Origin of the sequence: Kribbella sp. NPDC050820 (genome assembly GCF_040653975.1) — a bacterium.
Classification (GTDB): domain Bacteria; phylum Actinomycetota; class Actinomycetes; order Propionibacteriales; family Kribbellaceae; genus Kribbella.
In genome coordinates, this window is record NZ_JBFAHB010000052.1 from 45,368 (window position 1) to 71,009 (window position 25,642).

Genomic DNA, 25,642 nt, shown 5'->3' on the forward strand with positions numbered 1-25,642 from the left:
CTCAGGGCGTGGGGGCGTCCTCGCGGAGGAGGCCGGTGGATTTCAGGTCGGACCAGAGGCCACCTGGGATTTCCGTTCGGGCCAGCTCGGCGTTGGTGTGGACTTCGGCGGGGGTGCGGCAGCCTACGGCCAGGCCGGCCACGGCGGGGTGCGCTAGCGGGAAGGCGAGGGCCGCGGCGGGAAGAGTGACGCCGTGGGACTCGCAGACGTCGGCCAGTTTGTTGGCCTTGTCCAGCAGCGACGCGTCGGCGGGAGCGTAGTTGAAGGTGGCATCGGCGGCGGGGCGGGGCCGGGAGAGGAGGCCGGAGTTGAAGATGCCTACGGCAACGATCTGGACGTCGTTGGCGACACAGGCGGGCAGGACGTCGTCGAGGCCGTCGGGGTCGATCAGGGTGTAGCGGCCGGCCAGCATGATCACGTCGATGTCGACCTCCTGGACGAACCGGGTGAGCATCGCGCTCTGGTTCATCCCGGAGCCGATCGCGCCGATCACGCCCTGGTCCCGAAGCTCGATCAGGGTCGGGAAGGCGGTGCCGACGGCCTCGTCGTAGTGGTCGTCGGGGTCGTGGACGAAGACCACGTCGAGCCGGTCGGTGCCGATCCGGCGCAGCGAGTCCTCGATGCTCTGCAGAACGCCGTCCCGCGAGAAGTCCCAGCGCCGGCGACGATTCGAGTTGATCGCGAAACCTTCGTCGTCGGTGGCGGCATCGTCGGCGGTGTAGATGATCCGCCCGACCTTGCTCGACAGCACGTACGCGTCCCGCGGCTTCCCGGCCAGGCCGCGGCCGAGCCGCTCCTCGGCCAGCCCGAGACCGTAGTGCGGCGCGGTGTCGAAGTACCGCCAGCCTTCGTCCCAGGCTGCGTTCACTGTGGCGACGGCGTCGGCTTCGCTCACCTCGCCGAGCAGGTTCCCGATCGGCGCCCCACCGAGGCCGACCCGCTGATCCGCTGGAAACAGTTTCATGACCGCGCCGCCGGAAGCCTAAGGTTCTGCATCCCGCCGTCGACGGCGAGCGCCGTACCGGTCGTGGAACCGGACAACGGGCTGGCGAGATACGCGATCGCGGCAGCTACCTCGTCGGCCGAGACCAGGCGCCCCATCGGCTGGCGGGCCTCGAGTGCGGCCCGTTCCGCCGCCGGGTCCGCGGCGACTTCGAGGAGGCGGCCGACCCATGGCGTGTCCGCCGTACCAGGGTTCACGCAGTTCACCCGGATGCCTTCGCGCACGTGGTCCGCGGCCATTGCCATGGTCAGAGCCAGTACGGCGCCCTTCGACGCCGAGTACAGCGCCCGGTTCGGCAGACCCGCGGTGGCGGCGATCGAGCAGGTGTTGACGATCGCGGCGGCCGACGACTTGCGCAGGTACGGCAGCGCGGCCCGGGTCACCCGGGCGATGCCGACCACGTTGACGTCGAGGACGCGGTGCCACTCCTCGTCGTCGTTGGCCGCGACCGTGCCCTGGGCGCCGATGCCGGCGTTGTTCACCACGATGTCGATCCCGCCGAGTTGCAGCGCGGCTGCGGCGACCGCGTCCCGGACCGAGCTGTCGTCGGTGACGTCCGCGGCGATCCCGGTCAGCGGCTCGGAGACCTCAGGCTTGAGGTCGAACACGACCACCTGGGCGCCCCGCGCGACCAGCAGCGTGGCGGCCGCGAGGCCGATCCCCGAAGCACCTCCGGTCACCACGGCCTTCAGGCCGGCGAAGTCGGTCACTTGCCCTCCTTGGTCAGGTCGGTCCAGATCTTGCCACTCGGGTACCGGTAGTCACAGAGCGTCTCAGCATCCATCTCGGCCCCGAACCCGGGCTTCAGCGGCGCGACATAGTGCCCGTCCTTGATCACGACCGGGTCGAGGAAGTGCTCGTGCAGGTGGTCGACGTACTCGATCACGCGGTCCTGTGCCGAACCGCTCACCGCCACGTAGTCGAACATCGACAGGTGCTGCACCAGCTCGCACAGCCCGACCCCGCCGGCGTGCGGGCACACGGGCACACCGAACTTCGCGGCCAGCAGCAGGATCGCGATGTTCTCGTTCACCCCGGCGACCCGGGCCGAGTCGAGCTGCAGGACCGACAGCGAGCCGGCCTGCAACAACTGCTTGAACACGACCCGGTTCTGCACGTGCTCACCGGTCGCGACCCGGATCGGCGCGATCCCGGCCGCGATGGCCGCGTGCCCGAGGATGTCGTCCGGGCTGGTCGGTTCCTCGACCCACCAGACGTCGTACGGCGCCAGCGCCTTGACCCACGTGATCGCGTCGGCCACGTCCCAGCGCTGGTTGGCGTCGATGGCGATCCGGATGTCCGGGCCGACCGCCTCGCGGGCCAGCCGCATCCGCCGTACGTCGTCGTCCAGGTTGGCGCCGACCTTCAGCTTGATCTGGGTGAACCCATCGGCGACGGCCTCGTGGCAGAGCCGGACCAGCTTGGCGTCGTCGTACCCGAGCCAGCCGGGCGTCGTCGTGTACGCCGGGTAACCGCGCTCCCGCAGCAACGTCTCCCGCTCGGCCCGCCCGGACTCGGCGGCGCGCAGGATCTCCAGCGCCTCCTCGGGCGTCAGCGCGTCGGTGAGGTACCGGAAGTCGATCAGGTCGACGATCTGCTCGGGGGTCAGGTCGGACAGCAGCTTCCACAGCGGTACGCCGGCCCGCTTGGCGGCGAGGTCCCACACGGCGTTGACGACGGCGCCGATCGCCATGTGCATGACGCCCTTCTCCGGGCCGAGCCAGCGCAGCTGCGAGTCGTGCACGAGCGAGCGCCAGAACCCGCCGAGGTCCTTCAGCGTCGAGTCGAGGTCGAGTCCGATGACGTGGTCGCGGAGCGCCTCGATCGCCGCGGTCTGGACGTCGTTGCCGCGGCCGATGGTGAACGCGAACCCGTGCCCTTCCAGCCCGTCCTCGGCGTCGGTCCGCAGGATCAGGTACGCCGCGGAGTAGTCCGGGTCGGTGTTCATCGCGTCGGAGCCGTCCAGGTCCAGCGACGTGGGGAAGCGGACGTCGTACGTCTCTAACTCGGTGAATCGTGGCATGAGGACCCGATCTGCTGCGGTGGGCGGGCTGACGCGTCGAATCCTATAGGATATGTGGCGGATTGGGCAGTGGTGGGGCGGATCGCCAGGCCATCACAACTGTGCGCGCCGGGGCCGGCCGCGCTCGAGCCCCGCGTCCGCCGGCGATTGTGATGGCCTGGGGATCCGCCGGTTAGAGTCGGACCATGGCCGAGCGCGACAGACCCCTGCGGCTGGGCGGCCGGACGTTCGGCGAGGGCGAGTTCGCGCTGATGGCGATCGTCAACCGGACCCCGGACTCGTTCTTCGACCGCGGCGCGACGTACGCGACCGAAGCGGCGTACGAGGCGATCGACAAGGCGGTCGCCGACGGCGCCGACCTGGTCGACATCGGCGGCGTCAAGGCCGGGTACGGCGAACCCGTGAGCGAGGCCGAGGAGCTCCGCCGGACCGTGGACTTCGTCGCCGGGATCCGGTCCCGGCACCCCGGGCTCGTGATCAGCGTCGACACGTACCGCAGCGGTGTCGCCCGCCAGGTCGCCGAGGCGGGCGCGGACTTGATCAACGACACCTGGGCGGGCGCGGACCCGGAGGTGGCCGGGGCCGCCGCCGAGTTCGGCGCCGGACTGGTCTGCAGCCATGTCGGCGGCCTCTCGCCGCGCACCGACCCGCACCGGATGGCGTACGACGACGTGGTCGCCGACGTGATCCGTACGACGACCGCCCTCGCCGACCGCGCGGTCGCCGCCGGGGTCCGGCCGGACGGGATCCTGATCGACCCGACCCACGACTTCGGCAAGAACACCCTGCAGTCGCTCGAACTGACCCGCCGCCTGGACGAGCTGGCCGCCACCGGCTGGCCGGTCCTGGTCGCGGTGTCGAACAAGGACTTCATCGGCGAGACCCTGGAGCTGCCACCCGGGCAGCGCGGCAACGGGACGCTGGCCGCGCTCAGCGTGTCCGCCTGGCTGGGCGCCCGGGTCTTCCGCGTGCACGACGTGCCGGCCGCGCGGCAGGCGCTCGACATGATCGCCGTACTGCGGGGCACCGGTCAGCCTGCCGGAACCCGACGAAGCCTCGCCTGAAGGAGCCTGACCTGATGCGCCGACTGGAAGACCTCAGCGACGCCGACCTGGCGGCGGCCTACGAGCCGGCCGACCGCTCGGTGCCACACCTGCGCGCGAACTTCGTCAGCAGCCTGGACGGCGCGGTCGAGATCGACGGCCAGTCCAAGGCGTTGTCGAGTGACTCGGACAGCCGGTTGTTCAGCCGGATCCGGATGCTGGCCGACGTGGTGATGGTCGGCGCCGGGACGATCCGGGACGAGGGCTACAACCCGCTGCGGTTGTCGGCGGCGAGCCGCGAGTGGCGGCGGGCGTCCGGCCTGCCGGAGAACCCGACCCTCGTGGTGGTCTCGTCGCGGCTCGAGCTGAGCCCGGTGAACCCGATCTTCCAGTCGGCGGTGCGGCCGATCGTGGTCACGCACTCCGCGTCCCCGCCGGAACGCCGCGAGGCGCTGGGCGAGGTGGCCGACGTCCTGGTACTGGGAGCGGCCGAGGTCGATCTGACCGCGGTCGTCAAGGAGTTGGGGGAGCGGGGGATGCCGCAGATCCTGTGCGAGGGCGGTCCGCACCTGCTGGGGTCGCTGACCGAGGTGGACCTGGTCGACGAGCTGTGCCTGTCGCTGGCGCCGCTGCTGGCGGGTCCGGGCGCCGGGCGGATCACAGCCGGCCCGGAGACGACACTGACCCGGCGGATGAAGTTGGAGACCGTGCTGACGGCGGACGACGGGTATGTGTTCCTCCGCTACCTCCGGGAGGGGTGAGCGTGTCAGTAGTGAGTGCTGCGGTCTGCCCGCACCCGCCCTTGCTCGTCCCAGAGGTCGCATCCGGTGCGGCAGGAGAGCTGGACGACCTGCGCGCTGCCTGTCTGACAGCGATCGAGCAACTGGCCGCAGCGGATCGGCTGCTGGTTCTCGGCTCGGCTCCGGCCGGTACGACATCGGTCGGGCCCGTTTCCTACGATGGCTCCGCCGGTGGGTCCTTCGGCGCCTACGGTGCGCCTGGCGTGCGGGTCGGGGCCGGTGACGCGGTGCTACCGCTGTCCTTGGCCATGGGTGCCTGGCTGGTCGAACAGACCAAGGCCGCCGGGCTGCCACGCTCCTACCTCGCCGTTTCCAGCGCCACCTCGCCTGCGCAGTGCGTGCAGCTCGGCCGGGAGATTGCGGCAGGCAACGATCGGATCGGGTTGCTGGTGATGGGTGACGGCTCGGCTCGGCGCAGTGAGCACTCTCCGGTCCACCTGCATCCACGGGCGGAGATCTTCGACACCACGGTCGCGACCGCGTTGGGTGCCGCCGACTCCGTCGTACTGGCTGCTCTCGATCCCGACCTTGCCGCCGAGCTCCAGGCGGCCGGGCGTGCGCCTTGGCAGGTGCTCGCTGGTGTCCTGGAGTCTGGGCTGACCGGCAATCTCGCCTACCACGCGGCGCCGTACGGCGTCGGCTACTTCGTGGCCACGTTCACCTAGGGACAGGCGGCCAGCGGTCAGCTGTGTCGGCCAGGTCGTCGCGACCGGCTGCCCGTAGTTGTTCGACGAGGTCCGAGCGAGCCGCTTGTACGGCGGCCACCGCGGCGTCGGCGGTGTCGTGCGGACCGGACCAGTTGCAGACCGCGTCACCGGCGTACCAGACGCCCGTCGACGAGCGCCGTACGTGGGACGCGGCCAGACGTGCGGCCGGCAGGTCCGTCGCGGCCAGCTGAATGACGGCGTCGACCGCGACAACATCAGCGTCCAGGTCCAGCAGCGGCCGCAGCTCTACTGCGTCCGTCAGCACGAACTCGTACCCGGCAGGCGCTCGCTCAACCAACCAGGCGAGCGCCGCCTCGGCAGTCTCCTGCAGCAGCCGCGCGTTGTCCGGATCGGCCAGCGTCTGCACACCACACAGCCGCGTATGAGTAGGCCGAAGCTCGTTCTGCCACAGCCGAACCTGCAACTCGTCCCGCCCCGCCAACCGCCGCCCGAGGATGCGCGCCAGCCCGACGACATCGAAGTGGAGCTCGTCCAGCGTTCGGGTCCGCCCCGGCTCGCCGGGCCGGGTGCCACGCGTCGTCCACGCACCCACATGCCACCGCTCCAGCGCCGTCATACGCCCGACCTTATCGAGCGCGCACGCCGGTCACTCTCCGCTGTGGACGCAGTCACGGTTTTGGTCCATGGTTGAGCATCACACCGGTGGCCGGGGGGCCATCGAGTACGACGTATCACGTGGGGGGAACCACAGTGAGCCAGACCAAGACAGGCACGCCTGCCGGAAAACCGGACCAGCAGAAGGAGGGCTGGCACCGGCATCCTGCCTTCATCGCGATGATCACCGCGCTCGGCGCCATCGTCAGCGCGGCATTGGCCATCTTCCTCGGCCAGACCGGCGCGCTGCCCTCCAGCATCAACCCGGCGCCGGCACCGACCACCATCTTCGCGACCGAAACCGTCACTGCCACCAGCACGGTCACCCAGACGGTCACGGAGAGCCCGACCACGGGTCCGGACAGCCCCAGCACCACGCCGACGGTGGAGACGCCGCCGCCGGGTAGCTTGGCGATCACCGTGGAGCTGGGGCGCAACGGGAAAATCGGGCCGGACGAGTACCGGGCCGGATCGTTTCCGCACGCTGCGGCGGTGGTCTACGACGAGACCGGCAAGTACCTGACCAGGGGGTGCTACCTGACCTGGGAGCTGAAGCGCGGGTCGACGGTGATCAAGTCCACCCGCACCGAGACCTGCGGCGGGACCACGTTCTACTTCCAGCCCGGGTACCTCGAGGTCGCCGGGACCTATCAGCTGTCGGTCTCCGGTCTCACCGACGCCGGAGCAAAGGGGACGAAGGCCGTGCAGTTCAAGGTCATCTGAGGTGATGGCCCGCCCGGGCGGGCCATCACACAGTCACGCCTTGGCCGGGGCCGGGACGTCGAAGGTCTTGGCCAGGTCGGTGAGGATGACCCAGGCGCCTTGGAGGCCGACGGCGGTCATCCAGGTGAGGTCGGGGACCTCGTGGACCTTGGCGGCCAGCGGGGTCCAGAGCGGGTTGGCCCTGAACTGGGCGGCGGTCTTGGCGCTCAGGCCCTTCTCGTCGGCGTACTCGGTGACGAAGATCGCGTCGCCGTCGGCGTCCTTGATCCGCTCGGGGCTGATCTCCAGCGCGAAGTCCTCGACGTCCTGCGACTTCGGCCGGGCCAGGCCGGCGTCCTTCAGCACGATGCCGGAGAAGCTCTTCTTCTGGTACAGCCGGGTTGGGCCGTCGACGAACCGGACGATCGAGATGGTCGGGTCGCCCGCCTTGGCGTTGATCGCGTCGCCGACGGTCTTGGCCGCCTTCTCGTACGCCGAGAGCTCCTGCTCAGCGAGCTCCTCCTGGCCGAGCGCCTTCGCCTCCAGCCGGATGTTGTCCTTCCAGGTCGGCCCGGTGGTCTCCGACATCACCGTCGGCGCGATCGCGGACAGCTGGTCGTAGAGCTTCTCGTGCCGGACCTTCGCGGTGATGATCAGGTCCGGGTCGAGGGCGGCGATCTTCTCCAGGTTCGGCTCGGCCAGCGTGCCGACGGCCTGCGCCTCCGACCCGTACGCCGTCCGGTCCTCGCCGAGGTAGTCCGGCAGCTTCCCGTTGATGCTGCGGTAGTCGGTGTAGCCGACCACCGGGGTGTCCAGGATCAGCGTGGCGTCGACGAAGCTCGCGTCCAGGGCGACGACGCGCTTCGGCTTGGCCGGGATCTCGGTCGTGCCCATCGCGTGCTCGACGGTGCGCGGGAAGCCAGCATCCGAGCCGGCGGCGGCCGATGGCTCCTCGTCGGACGAGCCGCCGCACCCGGTCAGGGCGAGGGCGGCGACAGCGAACAGGGCGGTCAGGCGGGTCAGACGCACGGGTGTTCTCCAGGGGGACAAGGACGCAGGTTAAGGTGGCTCACCACCTCAGTGAAGTAAGGCAACCCTAACCATATGCGCTCCGCTGTCCCTGTCGCACTTCCGGTACGGCGTACCGGCGCGCTGCTGCTCCTGGTCGCGATCCTGGTGCTGGCGTTCGCGGCCAGCCTTGCGTTCGGCTCCCGCTGGCTGGGTCCGGGCGCGCTCTGGCACGCGCTGATCTCGAACACCGGCACCGACGCCGACGTGATCGTCCGCAACCTGCGCTTCCCACGCACTGTGGTCGCCGTGCTGATCGGGGCCTGCCTCGGCATCGCCGGTGCGTTGATGCAGGGCCACACGCGGAACGCGCTGGCCGAGCCGGGGATCTTCGGAGTGAGCTCGGGCGCTGCATTCGCCGTCGTACTCGGGCTGCAGCTCGGTCTGGTCGAGTCGGTGGCGTCGACGGTCTGGGTCGCGCTCGCGGGTGCGCTGCTCGCGACCTTCGGGGTGCAGCGGCTCGCATCGCGGGGGAGTGGTGCGTCGCCGGTCGGGCTGGCGCTGACAGGCGCCGCGGTGGCCGCGATGCTCGGTGCGGCGACGTCCGCGATCGTGCTGCTCGACGCGAACACGCTGGACAGCTATCGCTTCTGGGCGGTCGGTTCGGTGGCCGGTCGCGGGCTGGACGTCGCTGGTCAGGTGCTGCCGTTCGCTGTGGTCGGTCTACTCCTTGCCGCAGTCAACGCCCGCGACCTGGACCTGCTGGCGCTCGGTGACGACGTGGCCGCGGGGCTCGGGTTGTCGATCCGTCGCGCCCGGCTGGTCGGGCTCGCGGCGATCGGCTTGCTGACCGCGGCGGGAGTCGCAGCGTGCGGTCCGATCGGATTTCTCGGACTGCTGGCGGGGCACGTCGCGCGGCGGATGTTCGGCGCCCGCAACAGTTGGCTGATCCCGGCAGCGGGCCTGATCGGTGCAATGTCGCTGGTCATGGCGGACATGGTCGGTCGCTTGGTCGGTGGTGCCGGTGAGGTGCAGGCCGGTGTGGTGCTAGGCATCGTCGGAGCGCCCTTGTTCGTCCTTGTCGTCAGACGTCGTGCGGTGGCCTTGTGAAGTCGCGGACTGTCTTCCTGAGCGTTCTCTTCGCGGCCCTGGCCGTCGTGGTGGCCTTGGTGTCCTTGAGTGTCGGTACGACGAAGCTCCCGGTCGCGGATGTGGTCGAGGTGCTGCTGGGCGGCGGCCGCCGCGGTACCAGACTGGTCGTCCTGGAACTCCGCCTGCCTCGGGTAGCGACTGGTCTGCTCGTCGGCATCGCGTTCGCCGTGTCAGGTGCGCTGCTGCAGACCCTGTCGCGCAACGCACTCGCCAGCCCGGACATCGTCGGCGTCAACTCAGGTGCGTCCGCCGGCGCGGTCGCCGTGATCGTCCTCGCCGGCACCGGTGGCGGGAACATCTCCGGCGTCGCAGCAAAGGTCGGCATCCCGTTGGCCGCCGTACTGGGCGGACTGCTCGCTACGCTGATCGTCGGTGCGTTGTCGGTCCAGCGTGGCGTGGTCGACGCGGGACGGGTGGTGCTGATTGGCGTCGGGGTCGCAGCCGCGGCCAACTCGCTGGTCGCGTGGTTGCTGGTGATCGGTGACGTCAACGACGCGGGTCGCGCTGCGGCGTGGCTGGCCGGTTCGCTCAACGCCCGCGCGTGGAGCGACGCCGTACCGGTCGGGCTGGCCGTGTTGCTGCTCTTGCCAGTAGCAATGATGTTCAACCGGGACCTGTCCGCGCTGGTGCTCGGTGACGATGTCGCGTCGTCGCTAGGCGTGCGCGTGGCCCGCATCCGGCTCGCGTTGCTGGTCATCGCGACCGTGCTGGCCGCTATGGCGACCGCAGGTGCTGGGCCGATCGCGTTCGTCGCGCTGGTCGCGCCGCAGATCGCGCAGCGGCTGACCCTGATGGAGCGGCCGCCGTTGCTGACGACTGCGATGCTCGGCGCGCTGTTCGTCGTACTGGCGGATCTGCTGGCCCGGAACGGGTTGCAGTGGCTGCAGGTCGGGCCGTACGAGCTGCCTGTCGGCGTGGTCACGGCCGCGGCGGGCGCGCCGTACTTGCTACATCTCATCGGTCGCCAGCAGAGGGGACGCTAATGCACGTAGAGAACATCACCCTCGCGTACGGCGCTGATGCGCCGGTGGTGACCGGGTTGACGCTGGAGGTGCCGGCTGGGCGGCTGACTGCTGTCGTCGGGCCTAACGGATCCGGCAAGTCGACACTGCTGCGTGGGATGAGCCGGCTGCTGACTCCGCAGAGCGGTCAGGTGCTGCTGGACGGGAGGGACATCCACAAGCTGCCTGCTCGCGACTTGGCTCGGCAGCTCGGTGTGCTGCCGCAGGGGCCGGTCACGCCGGAAGGGATCACCGCAGCGGAGCTGGTGTCGCGTGGTCGACATCCACACCGGGGGCTGTTCGGCCGGCTGACCGCCGAGGACGACGCAGCGATCGACGAGGCGCTGGCAGCGGTCGAGCTGACCGAGCTGCGCGAGCGGTCGGTGGACCAGCTGTCCGGTGGGCAGCGGCAGCGGGTGTGGATCGCGATGGTGCTGGCGCAGGGCACGCAACACCTCCTGCTCGACGAGCCCACGACGTACCTGGACTTGGCCCACGCTGTCGACGTCATGAACGTCGTGCACGCGGCTGCTGCGTCCGGACGGACTGTGGTCGCCGTACTGCATGACCTGACTCTGGCGGCCCAGTACGCCGACCACCTGGTGGTGATGGGGGACGGCCGGATCGCGGCTGAGGGGCGGCCGGTCGACGTACTGACCGAGGAACTGCTGGACGATGTGTTCGGGCTGCAGGCCACCGTGGTGGAGGTCGGGGGCGCGCCGGTCGTCGTACCCGACCGTAGGCTGGCCGGGTGACGTACTCCGTCGATCGCCTGGCCGCCATCGTGGACGACGCGGTGGCGTGGGTCTCTGTGCGCGTCGCGGACGCCGTGCCGGGGCCGGAGTGGGTGTCGTGCGCGGACGTGGTCGCGGAGCAGCAGGCCGGTGGCGACCCGACATACGGGTGGCGGAAGACGGTGCGGGAGGACTACGCCCGCGAGTACGCCATCGAGCCGCCGGTGCGGATCGCGGCCATGATCACGCTGATGTGGTACGTCCAGGTGCCGTCGATCATCGCCGGAGTCGCTACCGCGGTGACCGGCATGTCACCGGACGTATCGCCGGGGTCGCTGGCCTTCCGGCGGCATCCGACGGCGCACTACCCGTTCGAGGTCGCGCTGCTCACGGATCAGGTCGTCACCGTCGACGAGGCGGCCGCACAGCTCAGCAAGCACACGACTGCGTTCCTGGAGTCCTACCGGCCCGAGGTGAAGCTCGGCTCGCTGCAGCGGTTCGGGGCGGTGAAGGACGAGCTCCGGCAGGCGATCCGGATGCCGGAGGAGGCGCCGTACGCGGATCGGGCGGCCGCGGCTTTCGACGTGTCGCTCGAGGATAAACTGCGCATCTCGTGTTGCTACTACTACGCGCTGCCCAACATCAAAGCCTGCACGACCTGCCCTCGTTTTCGGTGACTTCAAAACTGCCTGACCGGGGCGGTGGGGTGGTGGGGAAGGAAAATGTCGGTGGGGCCGGGCACGATGGCCGGCATGACTTTTTCAGCGTGTCCGGCGTCACTGACGGGTAACCTGCCGTCGGTTGTCCGGCCGGTGGTCCGGGGCTAGGTTCGACGACGTGGCCTCGCCCGGTGGTGCCCCGGCGACGACTCCGATCGGCTCTCGGGCCGATGCGGAGGGGTTCGTCGCGATGGTCTGTTTCAAGCATGGTCCTCCGCTGCTGCACGGTGTCGAGCTGGAGTGGACCGTGCATCACGCGGAGGATCCGCGGCGGCCCCTCGACGCCGATCGACTCAGCAAGGCCCTGGGCGATCATGCGCCCGCCACCCTGGTCCGCGGCAGCCCGCAGCTGCCTCTCGGCCGGGGTGCTCTGGTCACGGTGGAACCGGGTGGCCAGGTGGAGCTCTCCGGTCCCGCCGTGGAGTCGATCCCCCGGTTGATCGACGACACCGCCGCCGACACGGCCGAACTGACCTCCCTCCTTCTCGACGCGGGGCTCGTCCCGGGCGATCACGGCCTGGACGCCTTCCGCGCCCCCCGCCGCATCCTGACCGTCCCGCGGTACGCCGCGATGGAGGCCGCTTTCCAGCGGCTCGGCCCGCACGGTCCACGGATGATGTGCAGCACGGCCGGCCTGCAGATCTGCCTCGACGCCGGCGAACCGGATCAGACCGCTCTGCGCTGGCGAGCCCTGCACGACCTCGGCCCCGCCCTGGTCGCGCTGTTCGCCAACTCGCCGCGCCGGGCCGGCGCCGACACCGGCTGGGCGTCCGCCCGCACCGAGGCGACCTTCGGGACCTGCGCGCCGTTCACCGAGCCGCCGCCGCTCGACAGCGACCCCGCTGCCGCCTGGGCGCGGACGGCGATGGAGGCGCCGGTGCTGTGCTTCCGCCGTGGCGACTCCTGGGACGCACCGACCGGGCTGACGTTCGGCGCCTGGGCGGACGGCGAGCTGCCCGGCGACAGACCGACGTACGACGACCTCGAGTACCACCTGTCCACCCTGTTCCCGCCGGTGCGGCCGCGCGGGTATCTCGAGGTGCGCTACCTCGACGCGCAGACCGGCGACGGGTGGATCGCCCCGACCGTCCTGCTCACCGCTCTGATGTCCGGCGCGGTGCCCATCGACCAGGTGCTCGCCGCCGCCGAGCCGGCGGCCGGGCGCTGGTTCCCGGCCGCGCGCGAAGGGCTCGAGGACAAGGCCGTCCTCGACGCCGCCCGCGCAGTGGTCGAGCTGGGCACAAGCGTGCTGGACCAGACCGGCGTCACCCCCGAACTCAGCGATCAGGTCGCGACCCGACTCCATCGCATCGTCGACGACACCCACGGAAGGCGAGCCTCATGACCCACCAACTCTCTGAACTCTCTGCCGAGGGGCTACGGGCGTATGTCGCCGAGCAGCTCGAGCGGTCGCGGGCGCGGACCGTCCAGCTGGCCGACGCGGTCGACACCGACGACCTGGTCAAGCAGCACTCGAAGCTGATGTCTCCGTTGATCTGGGACTACGCCCACGTCGGCAACCAGGAGGAGCTCTGGCTGGTCCGCGACGTCGGCGGCCGTGAACCGCTCCGGCAGGACATCGACGAGCTGTACGACGCGTTCATGCATGCCCGCGCCGACCGGCCCACGCTGCCGCTGCTCGGCCCGGCCGAGACTCGTTCGTACGTCGGCGAGGTGCGGGACAAGGTGCTCGACGTCCTCGACCACGTGAAGTTCGACGGCGGCCGCGAGCTGGTGGACAACGCCTTCGCGTTCGGCATGATCGCGCAGCACGAGCAGCAGCACGACGAGACCATGCTGGCGACGCACCAGCTGCGCGCCGGCGTGCCGGTGCTCGACGCGCCGCCGTCTCCGGCCGGACGCCGACTAACCGCGCCCGAGGTGCTCGTGCCGGGCGGTGTCTTCGAGATGGGTACGTCGGTCGAGCCGTGGGCGCTGGACAACGAGCGACCCGCGCACGCCGTACACGTCGCGCCGTACGTGATCGACACCGCGCCGGTGACGAACGGCGACTACCTGCGCTTCGTGCTCGGCGGCGGGTACGACGATCCGCAGTGGTGGTCCGCGGACGGGTGGGCGCACGTGCAGAAGGCGTCGCTGGTCGGGCCGCGGTTCTGGGAGCTCGCGGACGGCGAGTGGTGGCGGGTGCGGTTCGGGCACCGGGAGCGGTTGCCGCTGGACGAGCCGGTGATGCACGTCTGCTTCTACGAGGCCGAGGCGTACGCGAAGTGGGCCGGGAAGCGGCTGCCCACCGAGGAGGAGTGGGAGTTCGCAGCGCGGTTCGATCCGGCCACCGGGCGGACGCGGCGGTTCCCGTGGGGCGACGAGAACCCGGGGCCGCAGCACGCGAACCTCGGCCAGCGGCACCTCGGTCCGGCTCCGGTCGGGGCGTATCCGGCGGGCGCTTCACCGCTGGGCGTCGAGCAGTTGATCGGCGACGTCTGGGAGTGGACCTCGAGCGACTTCCGGCCGTACCCCGGCTTCCGGGCGTTCCCGTACGACGAGTACTCGCTGGTGTTCTTCGGGACCGACTACAAGGTGCTGCGCGGCGGCAGCTTCGGGACCGACGAGGTGGTGGCGCGCGGGACCTTCCGGAACTGGGACTACCCGATCCGCCGGCAGATCTTCGCCGGCTTCCGCTGCGCCCGCGACCCGCGCCCCGAGGAGCTCGCCTAGTGTGCCGCCACCTGGCCTACTTAGGCCCACCGGTCACTCTCGCGTCCCTCGTCCTTGAGCCCACGCACTCCCTCTACGAACAGAGCTGGGCCCCCGACGACATGCGAGGCGGCGGAACAGTCAACGCCGACGGCTTCGGCCTGGGCTGGTACACCGACGACACCCCGATCAGATATCGGCGGAACGCGCCGATCTGGACCGACCAGAACCTGGTCGAGCTGGCCGGGTCCATCCGGTCGGGCGCCGTGCTCGCCGCGGTGCGCAACGGCACCGTCGGCATGCCGTACGGCGAGGCGGCGGTCGCACCGTTCAAAGCGGGCAACTGGCTGTTCAGCCACAACGGCCGGATCCCGGGCTGGCCGGACTCCACGCTGAAGCTCGCGGAACGACTCCCGGTCGCCGACCTCCTCCAGCTCGAAGCACCCGTGGACTCGGCGTTCCTGTGGGCTCTGATCAGACATCAGTTGAACGAGGGCCGGCAGCCCGCGGACGTGGTTGCCGAGGTCGTGGAGGAGGTCGACTCGCTCGCGCCGGGGTCGCGGCTGAATGTGCTGGCCACCGATGGCGAACAACTGATCGCGACCACTTGGACGCACTCGTTGTGGGTGCGGCAGACCTCCGACTCGATCACCGTCAGCTCGGAGCCGTTCGGCGCCGACGGCTGGACCGAAGTACCCGACCACTCACTGCTCGCGGCCACCGCCACCACGCTGCGCATCACGCCGATGGAAGGACAGTTGTGACCCAGATCGACGTACACCTGACCCCGGACTACGCCGCCCGCTCCCTCCGCGAGGACGTCCGGGCCGGGCTGACCGCAGAACCGAAGTGGTTGCCGCCGAAGTGGTTCTACGACGCCCGCGGCAGCGAGCTGTTCGAGCAGATCACCCGCCTGCCGGAGTACTACCCGACCCGGGCCGAGCGCGAGATCCTGCAGGCCCGCGCGGGGGAGATCGCCGCGATCACCAAGGCGCACACCCTGGTCGAGCTCGGCTCGGGGTCGTCGGAGAAGACGCGGCTGCTGCTCGACGGACTGCGCGACCACGGCACGCTGACGACGTTCGTGCCGCTGGACGTGTCGGAGTCGGCGCTGCGCGACGCCGCCGACGCGATCAACGTCGACTACCCGACCCTCGACGTCCACGGGGTGGTCGGCGACTTCACCGCGCACCTCGACAAGCTGCCCGGTGACGCGCCGCGGGTGGTCGCGTTCCTCGGCGGCACCATCGGCAACCTGCTACCGGCCGAGCGCGAGATCTTCTACGCCTCGGTCCGCGACGTCCTCGAGCCAGGGGAGTGGCTGCTGCTCGGCACCGATCTGGTCAAGGATCCGAAGACCTTGGTCGCCGCGTACGACGACAGCGCCGGCGTCACCGCGGAGTTCAACAAGAACGTGCTGCGGGTGATCAACCGCCAGCTCGGCGCGGACTTCGACGTGGACGCCTTCAGCCACGTCGCGCTCTGGGACGCCGAGAACGAGTGGATCGAGATGCACCTGCGCGCCGAGCGGGCGATGCAGGTGCTGATCCCGGAGATCCACCTCGAGGTCGACTTCGCCGCGGGCGAGGAGCTCAGCACCGAGATCTCCGCCAAGTTCCACCCGCACACCGTCCACGCCGAGCTGGACAAAGCGGGCTTCACCGAGGCGGCCTGGTGGACCGACTCCGAAGCCCGCTTCGCCCTCTCCCTCTGGCAAGCCGTGTGACTCAGCCGCCCGACGTCAGCCGCCTTGTTTGATCAGGTCGTTGATCTTTTCCACGTAGCCCTGGAGGTCGGAGACGGGCTTCTTGCCGTTGAGGATCGGCAGGTAGTTGGCCGTGGTGAGGTCGGCTACCTGCTGTGCCCACTGGGTGGTGTAGCGGACGCCGACCGTCTTCTCCGCACCCAGCCCGGCCTTCACGGTCTCGACGACGGTCGGCTGCTGGGCCTTGGTCAGCGCGTCGAAGTAGCTCGTCTGTGCCGGGGTGTACGCCGGCGGCGCCACCGGCGAGGCGGGCAGTACGGCGTTCCACACATCGGTGTTGATGTACTGCAGCACCTTGAACGTCGCGTCCTGGTTCTTCGTGTACGACGGCGTGCAGACACCGACCGCGTCGTACACGGTCGCCGGGGTGTCGACCTGCGGCAGCGGCGCGAACCCGTACTTCACCTTCGGCTTGTCGGTCTGGAACCCGGCGGCCAGCCACTGCCCGCCGAACATCATCGGCACCTTCCCGGCCGCGAACAGTCCCTGCACGTTGGAGACGTCGTACCCGGGCGGCGCGACGGTGCCGGCCTTGATCGCGTCGACCAGCTTCTGCACGCCCTCGCTGTACTTGGCGTCCGCCTCGGCCTTTGTCGGGTGGTTCACGTTGTCGGTGAACGGCGCGCCGCCGGCCGAGACGGAGTACGTGCTCATCGTGAACGGCCCGTCCAGCGCGGTCAGCGGGTCCGCCACCAGACCGTACTTCGCGCCGTTCTTGCCGGTCAGCTTCGCGGCGGCGGCGTACATCTCGTCCCAGGTCCAGCCGGCCTTCGGCTCCGCCAGGCCCGCGGCCTTGAACGCGTCCGCGTTGTACCAGATGCCCGACACGTTCATCAGCGACGGCAGGCCGCCCATCTGGCCGTCGGCGGTCTTCCAGTTCTCCATCGCGGACGGGACGAACTTGTCCGCCTTGAAGTCCCCGTCGCCGTTCTCGATCTTCTCGGTCCAGTCGACCAGCAGGCCCTGCGTCGTGTACTGCTGCTCGGTGTCGTTGCCGCACCAGAACAGGTCCGGCAGCTTCTTGGCCTGGGTCAGCGAAGCCAGCTTGTCGCCGTAGTTGCCGCTCGGGGTCTCGAGCAGCTCGACCTTGATGTTGTCGTCCTTGAACTCCGCCAGCGCCTTCTTGATCGCGGCGTTGGTCTGGACGGACTCCCACGTCATCACGGTCACGGTGACCGGGCCGTCCGCCGTACCGCCGGAGTCCGAGCCGCCGCTGCACGCCGTTGCCGTCAGCAACCCGGCCAATGCCAACGTTGTACCAAGGTGGATGCGTTTCACGCCGATGTTCCCCTCTATTTCTGGTTCGTGCTGCCGAGAGCGCCGAGACCCTGGATGAAGTAGCGCTGCGCGGCGAAGAAGATGATCAGCGGCGGCAGCATGTACAGCAGGTTGGTGGCCATGTAGTAGCTCCAGTCCGGGGTCTGCCCGGCGAAGGACGAGATGAACGACGCCATCCCGACCGACAGCGGCCACTTCTCGGCGGAGTACAGGTAAACCAGCGGGTTGAGGAAGTCGTTCCAGGACGCCTGGAACGCCAGGATCGCCATCGTGATCCAGGCCGGCCTGGTCAACGGCAGCATCACGCTGGTGAAGATCCGGAAGTGCCCGGCGCCGTCGATCTTGGCGGCCTCGTCGATGGAGTACGGGATGGCCAGGAAGTACTGCCGGGCCAGGAAGATGAACAGCGGGTTGCCGCCGAAGAAGGCCGGCACGATCAGCGGCAGCCAGGTGTCGTACCACCCGATGCTCTTGTAGAGCTGGAACAACGGGATCAGGCCGACCACGCCGGGTAGCAGCATGCTGCCGACGAACAGGTAGAACCACACCTTCCGGCCCGGGAACCGCAACCGGGCCAGCGCGTACCCGGCCATCATCGAGGTCAGCACCCCGCCGAGCACGCTGAGCGCGGTGATGATCGTGGAGTTCAGCAGCAGCCGCGGGAAGTGGATCGCCTCCGGGCCGTTGACGAAGTTGCTCCAGTTCCATTCGGTCGGCAGCAGCTTCGGCGGCACGTCGAACACCGCCGTCTTGCTCTTCAGGCCGATGGTGATCATCCACAGCAGCGGGACGACCATCACCGAGCAGATGAACAACGCGGTCACGTACCAGGCCGTCGTACCGGCCACACGGGGCTTCTTCTTCGGTCGCGGCGACGAGGGCTGCTCCGTCGTCGGGGCGACCGGGGCGGCGACGTCAGTCGGGAGTGTTGTCACTGTAGGTCCAGAGCGAGGAGAACTTCGCGGTCAGGGCGATGACGGCGATGATCAGCACGAACAGCACCCACACCTGCGCCGACGCGTACCCGAGTTGCGGGACCCGGCCGAGGTTGGAGAAGCCGTTGTTGTAGATCGCCAGCATCAGCACGTTGGTGCTGAAGCCGGGTCCGCCGCCGGTGAGGATCTTCGGCTGGTTGAACGTCTGCAGGGCGGCCGTGGTCTGCAGGATCACCTGGAGCAGCATGATCGGGCTGATCATCGGCAGCGTGATGCGGAAGAACACCGGCCACGAGCCGGCGCCGTCCACCCGGGCCGCCTCGTAGAGCTCGGTCGGCACCGCCTGCAGCGCGGCGAGGAAGATGATCATCGTCCCGCCGACACCCCACAGCATCACCAGCACGATCGACGGCATCGCCATCGTCGAGCTCTGCAGCCACTGGCTGGTCGGCAGGCCGAGCCGGTCCAGCACCGTGTTCAGCAGGCCGACCTGCGGGTTGAGGATGAACTTCCACAGCGTGATGGTCGCGACCACCGGGAGGACGACGGGCAGGTAGGCGAGCGTGCGGACGATCCGCACCCCGGCGAACCGCTGGTTGCAGAACATCGCCAGCGCCAGCCCGATGATCAGCGACAACGGCACGTAGAGCACCACCAGGTACGCCGTCGCACGCAACGACGGCCAGAACGCCGGGTCCACCGTGAACAGCCGGCGAAAGTTGCCCAGGCCAACGAAGACCGGATCGCTCAGGCCGTTGTACCGGGTCAGCGAGAGGTAGAAGGAGCGGATCAGCGGATACACCACGAACACGGTGAACCCGATGATCGCCGGGGCGATGAACAGGTACGCCGCCTTCGTGTCGGAGCCAGCGTTGCGACTCATGCCGCCGGCACGGGCCCGGCGCGTCGGCTGCGGTCCGCCACGGGCACGGCGTACCCGGCTCGATCCGCCGCGAGACGAAAGACTCACCCGGCCTCCTGGACGGTAACGTTTCCAAGGTTTTACTGTGGGGTGACGATGCCGTGTCGTGAAAAGGAAGTCAACCCCGTGTCCGAAACGTTTCCAACGCAACCTGAGGCGAGCCGCCCGACGATGATCGACGTGGCCCGCCGGGCCGGGGTCGGGCTGGGCACCGTGTCGCGGGTGGTGAACGGCGGCCACGGTGTCCGGGAGGAGACCGCGCAGCGGGTCCGGGCCGCGATCGCCGAGCTCGGCTTCCAGCGCAACGAGGTGGCCCGCGCGCTGCGGCCGGGCAAGAAGTCGTCGAGTCTGGCGCTGGTGCTCGGCGACCTGACCAACCCGTTCTACGCGACCATCGCGAAGGCGTCCCTCGAGGTCGCCGGGCAGTCCGGGTTCGCCGTCGTACTGGGCAGTGTGGACGAGGACCCGGAGGGCGAGAAGCGGGCGATCCAGGAGTTGGTCAGCCGCCAGGTCGCCGGGTTGATGATCGTGCCGGACCAGGGTGACCACTCGTTCCTGGCCGGCGCCGGCGTACCGGTGGTGTTCGTCGACCGGCCGGCGCACGGGATCGAGGCAGACATCGTGATGGTCGACAACGAGGGTGGTGGCCGGCTCGCGACCGAGCACCTGCTGGAGCAGGGGCATGAACGGATCGCGATGCTGCTGGCCCCGTCGTACTACACGACCGGGCGGCGGCTGCGCGGGTACCGGCGGGCGCATCGGTCCGCGGGGATCGAGGTCGACGAGTCGCTTGTCGTCCAGTTGCCGGAGGGCAACGCCGCGGCCGCCGAGAAGGCGACCCTCGAGCTGATGCTGCGGCCGGATCCGCCGACCGCGTTGTTCGCCTCGACCAACTTCCTCACCGAGGGTGTGCTGCGGGCGCTGCAGGAGGTCGGCCAGGAGCCGGCCGTGGTCGGGTTCGACGACTTCCGGCTCGCCGACATGCTGCCGACCCCGGTGACGGTCGTTGCCTCCGACATCCACGAGCTCGGGCGGAACGCGGCTCAACTGCTGCTGGACCGGGCTTCCGGTTCCGACAACCGGCCGCCGCAGCGGATCGTGCTGCCGTGCGCGCTGATCCCACGCGGTTCGGGCGAGCGCCCGGTGGATTCTGCCCGGAAGAGAAGGGCTCGTTGAAGCGAACCGCCGTGGTTATAGTCGCCGGGTGCACTACGAGAGCTTCGGTGACGGCCGGCCGATCTTCTTCCTGCCCGGCTGGGGCGGCGACGCCGGTGAGGGTCGCGACTTCCATGAGCCGGTGTTCGCCGGCCGGGAGGGGTGGCGGCGGATCTACGTCGATCCACCGGGGACCGGCAAGTCTCCGGCCGATCCGTCGATCACGGACCAGGACGGCATGGTCGGGGCGATGCTCGGCCTGATCGACGAGCTCGCCGGCGGCGCGCGTTTCGCCCTCGCCGGTACGTCGGCCGGCGGCCTGCAGTCCCGCGCAATCGTCAAGCGCGACCCGTCCCGCGTCCTCGGCCTGCTCCTCCGCGTGCCCGGCATCATCGCCGACCGCACGCAACGGACGCTGCCGGCCGAGGACGTTGCCAGGACGCCCGCCGTGCTCGACAAGGAGCGCAAGTACTACGACGTCGCCGACGCGGCCGCGGATTTCGACTTCCTGGACCGCATCCAGTCCGACATCCGCACCTACGCGCTCAGCGAGGACCCGGCCACGCGCTTCGACGGGCCGACGCTGATCGTGACCGGTCGCCAGGACACCATGACCGGCTACGCCGACGCCTGGTCGATCCTCGACGACTACCCCCGTGCCACCTATGTCGTGCTCGACCAGGAAGGCCATGGGCTGCCTGTGCAGAGCAAGGCCGTCTACCACGCGCTGGTGGCGGACTGGCTGGACAGAATCGAGCACCTGGACGCGTGAGGGGCGGAACGCGCGTCCAGGTGCTCGAGATCGGGTGGCTCAGAAGTTCGGCCAGGCCCAGCCGAGGTAGTTGCTGAAGTACGGGAGCTTGGCCAGCCCGATCTTGCCGCCGACGCTGGTGGCCCAGAAGTAGCCGTCACCGCGGGCCACTCCGACGTGGCCGTACGGTGCGGCGAGGTCCCAGAACACCAGGGCGCCCTTCGGCGGGTTCAGGTCACCGCGGTGGGCGGCGCCGCGGGCGACGGCGTCGTTCCAGTTGGCCTTGGCGGAGGCGTAGATCCCGGTCTTGCCGTAGGAGTTCTCGGCTGCCATTTCGCAGTACCCCTGGTACGCCGTCGAGCCGTTGCGGGCCGCGTACCACGCGATGGACTTGTCGGCCCGCGGGTTGCTCGCGCACAGCGGGGCGACCAGGCCGGAGCTTCCGGTGTCGACGTACGCGTCCGAGATGAAGCCCTTGCCGGGGACGTGGTCCCAGATCAGGCTGCGGCCGAACTTGCCGGTGACCGGCTCGCCGTAGAGCTGGCAGTCGATCTCGACCGGGCCGTTCGGCTGGGTCCCGACCGCGCTGAAGCTGGTGGCGTTACCGGATCGGATGGTCACGCCGACCCCGCTATCGGTGACCACGGTGCCGGTGGCGGCGTGTGCGGGCAGGGTGCCCGCGCCGACCAGGGCGCCGGCGCCGAGCAGGGTGATGGCGGTGAGGCGGGCGGTGCTGCGCAAGAGGGCGGTACGCATGATGTTTGTCCTTTTCGCTCAGTGGGTGGCGAACTGGCACTGACTTTCAGAGAATCAGAGGGTTACGGTGTTGTCGCAGTGGGCAACGATCGATTCGGGAGTGCGCCGTGAGGCCAGCACAGGCTCGTGTTGTGATCGGCTGCCGGATGCGTGAGCTCCGGGAAGCGGCCGGCGTACCGCTGTCGCGCGCCGCCGCCCTGTCCGGCTGGGACAAGGGCCACCTGTCCCGGGTCGAGCGCGGCCACACCAAGCCCAGCCGCGAGCTGATCGAGTGGTACGACGCCTCGTTCGGCGCCGGCCAGGCGCTCGTCAACCAGTTGATGGAGCTGGACGCCGCCGTACGGGCCAGTCGCGACGTGTCGCTGCGGGACATGCGCCGGCACGTGCAGCCGGTGCTGCTCGGCGGATCCGTTCCGATCGACCACCACCCCGACGACCGGGCCGAGCTGGTGGGGGAGACGGTGCCGGACGGGACGCGGGTGTGCCGGGACGAGGAGTTCGAGAAGACGTGGGAGGTCCGGAACAGCGGTGAACGGCCGTGGCGCGACCGCTGGCTGACCCGGCAGGGCGCGGCCGGGACGCCGGGCTGGCTGCGATCACCACATCGCGCTCGGCTGCCGGACGCCGTACCGGGGGAGATCGTGACGGTGTCGATGACGATGCAGGCGCCGTCGCAGGTCGGCGCGTCGACGGCGTACTTCAAGATCACCGACGACGCCGGCCGGCTGTACTACCCCGGACTGGAGTCACCACCGATGTACTGCACGATCTTCACTGTCTACGAACTTTAGGGATTGCCCTTGACCTTCGGTCGACGGGTGTTGCTGACGGCCCGATCCGGCTTACGTTGCTGTTCCTGAACCCGCCCGGACCCACAGGAGTTGGCAGCGTGATCAGACTTCCCAAGATCGCACTGGCCCTGGCTGCGGCACTCGTCGTACCGCAGGTGGCCATCAGTTCGGCAGCGGCGGCGCCCGCGGCCAGAGGCCCGGTGGACCCGCCGGTCCCGTCCATCCCGCAGCGGTACCTCGACCAGCCGGTCAACTGGCAGGTCTGCGCGTTCGACGCCCAGGTCAAGCAGCTGTACCCGCAGGCGCCGACCACGAACTGCGCGAAGGTCAAGGTCCCGATGGACTGGGCGAACCCGGACGCGCACCCCGACGTCGAGGTCGCGATCGCCTACAGCAAGGCCACCGGGACGTCGAAGGGCCTGATGACCACCAACCCGGGCGGACCGGGTGGCGCCGGGCTGACGCTGTCGGCGTCGCTGGCGATCGAGAAGACCCGGCTGTTCAGCGACTTCGACCTGCTCGGCTTCGACCCGCGCGGGTTCGGCCAGAGCACCCCGCTGCAGTGCCTGACCACGACCGAGAAGCTGAACGCGCTGCCGACCACGCCGGACTTCAAGGAACGCACCCGGCAGACCCACCAGGTCGAGGTGGCCGAGGCGAAGCTGTTCGCCGAGGCGTGCTCGGCCACCGAGTTCGGCCAGTTCGTCAGCAGCCAGCAGACGGTCTACGACATGGAGTTCCTGCGGGCGCTGTTCAAGGCCCGGCAGCTGAACCTGATCGGCTACAGCTACGGCACCTGGCTCGGCGGCTGGTACGCCGACACCTACCCGTCGAAGGTCGGCCGGTTCGTGATCGACTCGAACATGGACTGGACCCACACCCAGTGGGACAACGTCAACTTCGACCCGTTCTCCGGCCAGCGCCGGCGCGACACCCAGCTGTTCCCGTGGATCGCCCGGCACGCCGACCAGATCGACGGCCTGGGCAGCACCTTCAAGCAGGTTCGCGGCAACTACAACGCGATCCGCGCCGGGCTGGTCAAGCTGGTCAAGGCCGGCACCTCGACGGTGCGCGGTGACGACCTGGACGGCACGATCTACAGCACCCAGTACGGCAACGTCCGGTTCATCCGGGCGACGCTCGACATCCTGGTCCACGACGAGTACCTGAAGGACCCGTCGGCCTCGGGTGACATCGAGCTCCGGCACGTCGATCGCGCCTGGGCCCGGATCTCACCGGAGCTGCAGGCGTTCGAGACCCTCGCCGCGATGCGCGCCCGGTACGGCGTGACGCCGGCGCCCGCCGCGACCGCGGCCGCCGTGAAGGTGGACTCGACGCACTCGATCCTCGCCGACGCCCGCGAGGCCGCGGCGAAGTCGTCCGGGGACGCCGTGGTCAACCTCGGCGCCGTCGGTACGACGGTCCGCTGCAACGACACCAGGTGGAACTCCGACCCGCGGTTCTACCTGCGCGAGGCGGACCGGATGGCCGCCAGGTACGACTTCTTCGGCTACATGAACGGCGTGCCGTTCTGCGCCTTCTGGCCGTACGAGCCGCAGGACCGCAAGCTCGACCTGAAGGGCTCGCCGCGGATGCTGATGATCCAGGGTGAGCTCGACCCGGCGACGGCGTACGAGGGCGCACTGCGCACCCACAAGGACACCGCCAAGGCCACCCGCTTCGTCGCCATCGACGACGAGGGCCAGCACGGCCAGTACGTCGGGTCCGCCTCCGCCTGTGCCGAAGCCATCGGCGACACCTTCGTCTTCACCGGCGAACTCCCCGGCAAGAACCAGCTCTGCGGCACCTCCCCCCTCCCCGCCGAGCTGTCCGTCTACCCCGTCAACGGCCCCGTAGACGGCAACGCCGTTCACCTCCCCAACTCCAAACCCCGAGGCGACCGCATCAACCCCCTCCTCCAACGAAACCTCGACATAGTTGCCAACGGCACCCTCCGCTAGCCGGTTGGTCCACCGCATGGGGACCTCGGACATCTGACCAGATGTCCGAGGTCCCGGCATGCTGTCCACGGGTCAGGCCAGCCGGCGCAGCAGCCGCGCGGCGGTGGCGCGGGGGCGATCCAGGTCCGGCCAGATCACGCGGGCGACCTGGTACCCGTGCTCGCGGAGGCGGTCCTCCCGCCACTTCTCGGCGATGACGGCTTCGGCGGTCTCGCCGTACTTCAGGGCGCCGTCGAACTCGACGACCAGCTCGCCGGGCAGGAGGAAATCCACCCGGCCGATCAGTTGGCGGTCATCCGCGAGGATCTCCACCTGGAGGCGTGGCTCCGGCAGTTGGCAGTTGTCCATCAGGACGCGCAGCCGGGACTCGCCGACCGATTCGCTCAGCCCGTCGGCGAATCGCGCCGCGGCACGCGCTGCGGGTGACCCGGCCCAATGCTGATGGCGATCCGCGGTCCGGACGAGCCGCTCGGAGCAGGTCAGCCCGTCCCGGAGCGCTGCGTCAGCGAGGACAACGCCGACCTCGTACGACGCGGTGCACGCCGCCTCCGTGATCGCTCGGTCGACGGTCGTCACGCGCACACCGCCGACCTCTGTGATCTCGTCTGCCTCCAGCGGGGACCGATGCACCGACAGCGTTTCGCTGGACCGAATGCGCCCTGTCGATCGGGTCACGTGGACCCGACGGAGGTCAAGACCCCAGGTCGGCAGGCCATGCACAACAGCCGCCGATTGATGGCTGACGACGACGTTCTCGAGCCGATCCGTCACGGCCCGGACAGCCAGCAGGTGCAGCCTCCTCGCCCGCTCCCACGGCGGCTCGTCCACCGGCCACTCACTCCGCTCGACGAAGGCATCACGACTGAGTCTCGCCCACTGCCCCCGACGCAGCCGCCTCCGCAGCTCCGCGTCGCTGTACCCCGCCGCCAGTACGTCGCTCCGCTTGAACCACCCCCGCCGCTGCTCGGCCATCACCTTCAATTTCGGATTCACACCCGACAACATGCCGCGTTCTCCCCACCCCTCCGCCGCGCATCCGTCACCTGTGGACAACGTCGCGAGGTAGCTCGGACACGAAACGGGGACCTCGGACATCAGAACAACAGGCCGAGGTCCCCACGGGGGGTGCCACGTAAGGCGTGAAGCGAAGGCAAGGCGCCCTACAA

Annotated in this window: 26 protein-coding genes; 16 read left to right on the forward strand and 10 right to left on the reverse strand. The window is 69.6% G+C overall.

All coding sequences use genetic code 11. From position 1 onward, the window contains the following. Window position 1 precedes the first annotated feature (1 nt). From AB0H36_RS33405 to AB0H36_RS33415, 3 genes are read right to left on the reverse strand one after another with little or no spacing between them, the layout of a single operon-like run. The gene (locus tag AB0H36_RS33405) at window positions 2-964 is read right to left on the reverse strand and encodes an aldo/keto reductase (protein WP_360532835.1); all 963 of its coding nucleotides are present in this window, start codon (window positions 962-964) and stop codon (window positions 2-4) included. Continuing rightward, window positions 961-1,713, reverse strand: coding sequence for an SDR family oxidoreductase (locus tag AB0H36_RS33410; RefSeq protein ID WP_360532838.1), 753 nt, complete (start codon window positions 1,711-1,713; stop codon window positions 961-963). The genes AB0H36_RS33405 and AB0H36_RS33410 overlap by 4 nt, the downstream gene beginning before the upstream one ends. Further along, on the reverse strand, window positions 1,710-3,026 hold the full coding sequence (locus AB0H36_RS33415) for an L-fuconate dehydratase (RefSeq protein ID WP_360532841.1): 1,317 nt from the start codon (window positions 3,024-3,026) through the stop codon (window positions 1,710-1,712). The genes AB0H36_RS33410 and AB0H36_RS33415 overlap by 4 nt, the downstream gene beginning before the upstream one ends. A gap of 185 nt (window positions 3,027-3,211) precedes the next feature. On the opposite strand from AB0H36_RS33415, the gene folP reads away from it, so the two are divergent. Genes folP through AB0H36_RS33430 form a run of 3 tightly spaced genes read left to right on the forward strand, consistent with a single transcriptional unit; the run spans window position 3,212 to window position 5,534 of the window. Next, the gene (gene folP, locus AB0H36_RS33420) at window positions 3,212-4,090 is read left to right on the forward strand and encodes a dihydropteroate synthase (protein ID WP_360532844.1); all 879 of its coding nucleotides are present in this window, start codon (window positions 3,212-3,214) and stop codon (window positions 4,088-4,090) included. Window positions 4,091-4,104: 14 nt separating this feature from the next. Then, the gene (locus tag AB0H36_RS33425; protein WP_360532847.1) at window positions 4,105-4,830 is read left to right on the forward strand and encodes a pyrimidine reductase family protein; all 726 of its coding nucleotides are present in this window, start codon (window positions 4,105-4,107) and stop codon (window positions 4,828-4,830) included. Between the two features lie 2 nt (window positions 4,831-4,832). Further along, window positions 4,833-5,534: a class III extradiol dioxygenase subunit B-like domain-containing protein gene (locus tag AB0H36_RS33430; protein ID WP_360532850.1), complete on the forward strand. Its 702-nt coding sequence runs from the start codon at window positions 4,833-4,835 to the stop codon at window positions 5,532-5,534. Here the strand turns inward: AB0H36_RS33430 and AB0H36_RS33435 are convergent. Further along, window positions 5,527-6,153: a hypothetical protein gene (locus AB0H36_RS33435; RefSeq protein ID WP_360532853.1), complete on the reverse strand. Its 627-nt coding sequence runs from the start codon at window positions 6,151-6,153 to the stop codon at window positions 5,527-5,529. The genes AB0H36_RS33430 and AB0H36_RS33435 overlap by 8 nt on opposite strands. 134 nt (window positions 6,154-6,287) lie before the next feature. On the opposite strand from AB0H36_RS33435, the gene AB0H36_RS33440 reads away from it, so the two are divergent. Further along, window positions 6,288-6,914 (forward strand): hypothetical protein, encoded by a 627-nt coding sequence (locus tag AB0H36_RS33440; protein WP_360532855.1) that lies wholly within the window; start codon window positions 6,288-6,290, stop codon window positions 6,912-6,914. Between the two features lie 33 nt (window positions 6,915-6,947). Here AB0H36_RS33440 and AB0H36_RS33445 read toward each other — a convergent pair whose 3' ends face one another. After that, window positions 6,948-7,922 (reverse strand): iron-siderophore ABC transporter substrate-binding protein, encoded by a 975-nt coding sequence (locus AB0H36_RS33445; RefSeq protein ID WP_360532858.1) that lies wholly within the window; start codon window positions 7,920-7,922, stop codon window positions 6,948-6,950. Between the two features lie 75 nt (window positions 7,923-7,997). Between AB0H36_RS33445 and AB0H36_RS33450 the strand changes: the two genes are divergently transcribed. The 8 genes from AB0H36_RS33450 (at window position 7,998) to egtD (ending at window position 15,888) form a co-directional block, all read left to right on the forward strand. Next, a complete protein-coding gene (locus AB0H36_RS33450; RefSeq protein WP_360532861.1) occupies window positions 7,998-9,011 on the forward strand; it encodes an iron ABC transporter permease in 1,014 nt (337 codons plus the stop codon). Further along, a complete protein-coding gene (locus tag AB0H36_RS33455; RefSeq protein WP_360532864.1) occupies window positions 9,008-10,036 on the forward strand; it encodes an iron ABC transporter permease in 1,029 nt (342 codons plus the stop codon). Before AB0H36_RS33450 ends, AB0H36_RS33455 begins: the two co-directional genes overlap by 4 nt. Further along, window positions 10,036-10,809 (forward strand): ABC transporter ATP-binding protein, encoded by a 774-nt coding sequence (locus AB0H36_RS33460; RefSeq protein ID WP_360532867.1) that lies wholly within the window; start codon window positions 10,036-10,038, stop codon window positions 10,807-10,809. The genes AB0H36_RS33455 and AB0H36_RS33460 overlap by 1 nt, the downstream gene beginning before the upstream one ends. After that, a complete protein-coding gene (locus AB0H36_RS33465) occupies window positions 10,806-11,465 on the forward strand; it encodes a (2Fe-2S)-binding protein (RefSeq protein WP_360532870.1) in 660 nt (219 codons plus the stop codon). Before AB0H36_RS33460 ends, AB0H36_RS33465 begins: the two co-directional genes overlap by 4 nt. A 160-nt stretch (window positions 11,466-11,625) precedes the next feature. After that, complete coding sequence (locus AB0H36_RS33470) at window positions 11,626-12,852, forward strand: glutamate-cysteine ligase family protein (protein ID WP_360532872.1); 1,227 nt, start codon at window positions 11,626-11,628, stop codon at window positions 12,850-12,852. Beyond that, window positions 12,849-14,183, forward strand: coding sequence for an ergothioneine biosynthesis protein EgtB (egtB, locus tag AB0H36_RS33475; RefSeq protein WP_360532875.1), 1,335 nt, complete (start codon window positions 12,849-12,851; stop codon window positions 14,181-14,183). The genes AB0H36_RS33470 and egtB overlap by 4 nt, the downstream gene beginning before the upstream one ends. Beyond that, window positions 14,183-14,926, forward strand: coding sequence for an ergothioneine biosynthesis protein EgtC (gene egtC, locus AB0H36_RS33480; protein WP_360532878.1), 744 nt, complete (start codon window positions 14,183-14,185; stop codon window positions 14,924-14,926). The genes egtB and egtC overlap by 1 nt, the downstream gene beginning before the upstream one ends. Next, window positions 14,923-15,888 (forward strand): L-histidine N(alpha)-methyltransferase, encoded by a 966-nt coding sequence (egtD, locus tag AB0H36_RS33485; RefSeq protein ID WP_360532881.1) that lies wholly within the window; start codon window positions 14,923-14,925, stop codon window positions 15,886-15,888. The genes egtC and egtD overlap by 4 nt, the downstream gene beginning before the upstream one ends. 15 nt (window positions 15,889-15,903) lie before the next feature. Here the strand turns inward: egtD and AB0H36_RS33490 are convergent, their stop codons facing one another. The 3 genes from AB0H36_RS33490 to AB0H36_RS33500 are packed head-to-tail and all read right to left on the reverse strand — an operon-like array spanning window position 15,904 to window position 19,023. Further along, complete coding sequence (locus AB0H36_RS33490; RefSeq protein ID WP_360532884.1) at window positions 15,904-17,172, reverse strand: sugar ABC transporter substrate-binding protein; 1,269 nt, start codon at window positions 17,170-17,172, stop codon at window positions 15,904-15,906. 47 nt (window positions 17,173-17,219) lie between these two features. Further along, the gene (locus AB0H36_RS33495) at window positions 17,220-18,140 is read right to left on the reverse strand and encodes a carbohydrate ABC transporter permease (RefSeq protein ID WP_360532887.1); all 921 of its coding nucleotides are present in this window, start codon (window positions 18,138-18,140) and stop codon (window positions 17,220-17,222) included. Further along, on the reverse strand, window positions 18,121-19,023 hold the full coding sequence (locus tag AB0H36_RS33500; protein ID WP_360532890.1) for a sugar ABC transporter permease: 903 nt from the start codon (window positions 19,021-19,023) through the stop codon (window positions 18,121-18,123). Before AB0H36_RS33500 ends, AB0H36_RS33495 begins: the two co-directional genes overlap by 20 nt. Window positions 19,024-19,188: 165 nt before the next feature. On the opposite strand from AB0H36_RS33500, the gene AB0H36_RS33505 reads away from it, so the two are divergent. Together AB0H36_RS33505 and AB0H36_RS33510 are read left to right on the forward strand one after the other, a co-directional pair. Beyond that, a complete protein-coding gene (locus AB0H36_RS33505; RefSeq protein ID WP_360532893.1) occupies window positions 19,189-20,238 on the forward strand; it encodes a LacI family DNA-binding transcriptional regulator in 1,050 nt (349 codons plus the stop codon). Window positions 20,239-20,266: 28 nt separating this feature from the next. Beyond that, window positions 20,267-20,989 carry an alpha/beta hydrolase gene (locus tag AB0H36_RS33510; RefSeq protein WP_360532896.1) on the forward strand — a complete coding sequence of 241 codons (723 nt, stop codon included), beginning with the start codon at window positions 20,267-20,269 and terminating at the stop codon, window positions 20,987-20,989. 39 nt (window positions 20,990-21,028) lie between these two features. Here the strand turns inward: AB0H36_RS33510 and AB0H36_RS33515 are convergent, their stop codons facing one another. Beyond that, the gene (locus AB0H36_RS33515; protein ID WP_360532899.1) at window positions 21,029-21,724 is read right to left on the reverse strand and encodes a CHAP domain-containing protein; all 696 of its coding nucleotides are present in this window, start codon (window positions 21,722-21,724) and stop codon (window positions 21,029-21,031) included. A gap of 107 nt (window positions 21,725-21,831) precedes the next feature. Between AB0H36_RS33515 and AB0H36_RS33520 the strand changes: the two genes are divergently transcribed. Further along, entirely contained in the window at window positions 21,832-22,515 is a 684-nt protein-coding gene (locus tag AB0H36_RS33520) for an NBR1-Ig-like domain-containing protein (RefSeq protein WP_360532902.1), read from the forward strand. Window positions 22,516-22,613: 98 nt separating this feature from the next. Further along, entirely contained in the window at window positions 22,614-24,476 is a 1,863-nt protein-coding gene (locus tag AB0H36_RS33525) for an alpha/beta hydrolase (protein ID WP_360532905.1), read from the forward strand. 72 nt (window positions 24,477-24,548) lie between these two features. Here the strand turns inward: AB0H36_RS33525 and AB0H36_RS33530 are convergent, their stop codons facing one another. Further along, complete coding sequence (locus tag AB0H36_RS33530) at window positions 24,549-25,469, reverse strand: type IV toxin-antitoxin system AbiEi family antitoxin domain-containing protein (RefSeq protein WP_360532908.1); 921 nt, start codon at window positions 25,467-25,469, stop codon at window positions 24,549-24,551. Window positions 25,470-25,642: the final 173 nt, after the last annotated feature.